General features: G+C 64.0%; 1 pseudogene. It reads left to right on the top strand.

Going from position 1 to position 1,556, the window contains the following annotated elements:
* Positions 1-971 precede the first annotated feature (971 nt).
* Positions 972-1,556 (top strand): annotated as a pseudogene (locus tag ACFZDK_RS55825) (transposase family protein); the annotation flags it as partial.

The raw sequence follows: 1,556 nt of genomic DNA, 5'->3' as shown, positions 1-1,556 counted from the left end.
CCACAGTTCGTCAGGAACCAGCCGCTGCGACAGATCGACACCCACGACCGACATCATGCCGCACGGACATCAGACCACGTGAGACAACGTCTTACCTACCGCCGCGGCGTGGGCTTGGTCAGTTTCCGTGGTCCCTCGCTCCCGGCGCGCGCAACCAGTCCTCGATTGCGCGCACGAGTCCCTGAGGGTAGAAGCACATGCGCATGCGGGGCTATCGGGTTCAATTCCGCTTGGAGATCGCGTGGCTCCCTTTCGCCCTCGCTATCGCTGTATTCCCACGTTGACACTTCCTGGGGCGCAGAAGCCTGGTTAGAGTTCGTGGAGGCCGTCGCTTGCGATTGACCGGCCGGAGGCTGCGGCGCTTTCCGGGGATTCAGGAATGCCCCCGGACTCACATTACTCAAAGCGCTGACCAACGGATAGCGCGAGAATCCCGCCTCCTGTCCCCCACCGGCCCCGGACGCAGAAGCCTGGTTAGAGTTCGTGGAGGCCGTCGCTTGCGATTGACCGGCCGGAGGCTGCGGCGCTTCCCGGGGATTCAGGAATGCCCCCGGACTCACATTGCTCAAAGCGCTGACCAACGGATAGCGCGAGAATCCCGCCTCCTGTCCCCCACCGGCCCCGGACGCAGAAGCCTGCGGATCTCCTCCCGAGTAAAGACGGATTAGACTATCAAACGATCCTTGTTGTCCGCCACTCATCGTGAACCCCTTTCCGTGGCTGCCGTCGTCAGGGAGTAACGCAAGTGTCGACGATTCGGTTCACTGAGCTTCTTCAAAGTAACCACCGATTCCCAATGGTGGTGTCAAGTCACAGTGGTGGCATGTTGTGACTGATCTATCTCGCTGTGATGAGGATCTCTGGAAACGGGTCTGTCCGCAGTTCGGCCCTGTCTCACATTCGGTGGTGACGGAGAGTCCTGGTGCATCGTTGGTATCCGTGTGAAGGATGGCAACGAGCTTGTGCAGACGGTGTTTTCAGGGCTGTCCCCGCTGGTCATCGGTGATGTGGTCGACGAGGGCGAGCGAGTCGTGGTGCGGGCACGGACTCCGCAAGACACTGCGGCCTGTCCGGTGTGCGGGCGTCGTCGGGGCGGGTACACGGCTATCACTGGCGCACGGTGGCCGACGTGCCGATCGACGGCCGGCGGGTGGTGGTCCGTGTGCGGGTGCGGCGTCTGGTGTGTCCCACCCTCGGCTGCCGGCAGACCTTCCGCGAGCAGATGCCCGGTGTCCTGGAGCGATATCAGCGACGCACGGCCCGCCTGACCATGCAGGTCAAGGCCGTGGTGAAGGAGTTACTGTAGCGGGCCGAGCGGGATCACGTCTGCTGGCGATACTCGCGGTGGGCCTGTCTCGCCACACAGCCCTGCGCACTCTGCTGCGCATACCGTTGCCCACCGGGCGGGTGCCCCGTGTGATCGGCGTCGACGACTTCGCTCTGCGCCGGCGGCACCGCTACGCCACCGTGATCATCGATGCCGAGACCCACGAGCGGATCGACGTGCTGCCCGGCCGCACGGCCGACGCCCTGCAAGCGTGGCTGCACGCACATCC

This window comes from Streptomyces sp. NPDC007901, assembly GCF_042959465.1.
Classification (GTDB): Bacteria; Actinomycetota; Actinomycetes; order Streptomycetales; family Streptomycetaceae; genus Streptomyces.
The sequence above is the reverse complement of the archived record's forward strand: the minus strand, read 5'-3'. Positions and strand labels throughout refer to the sequence as shown.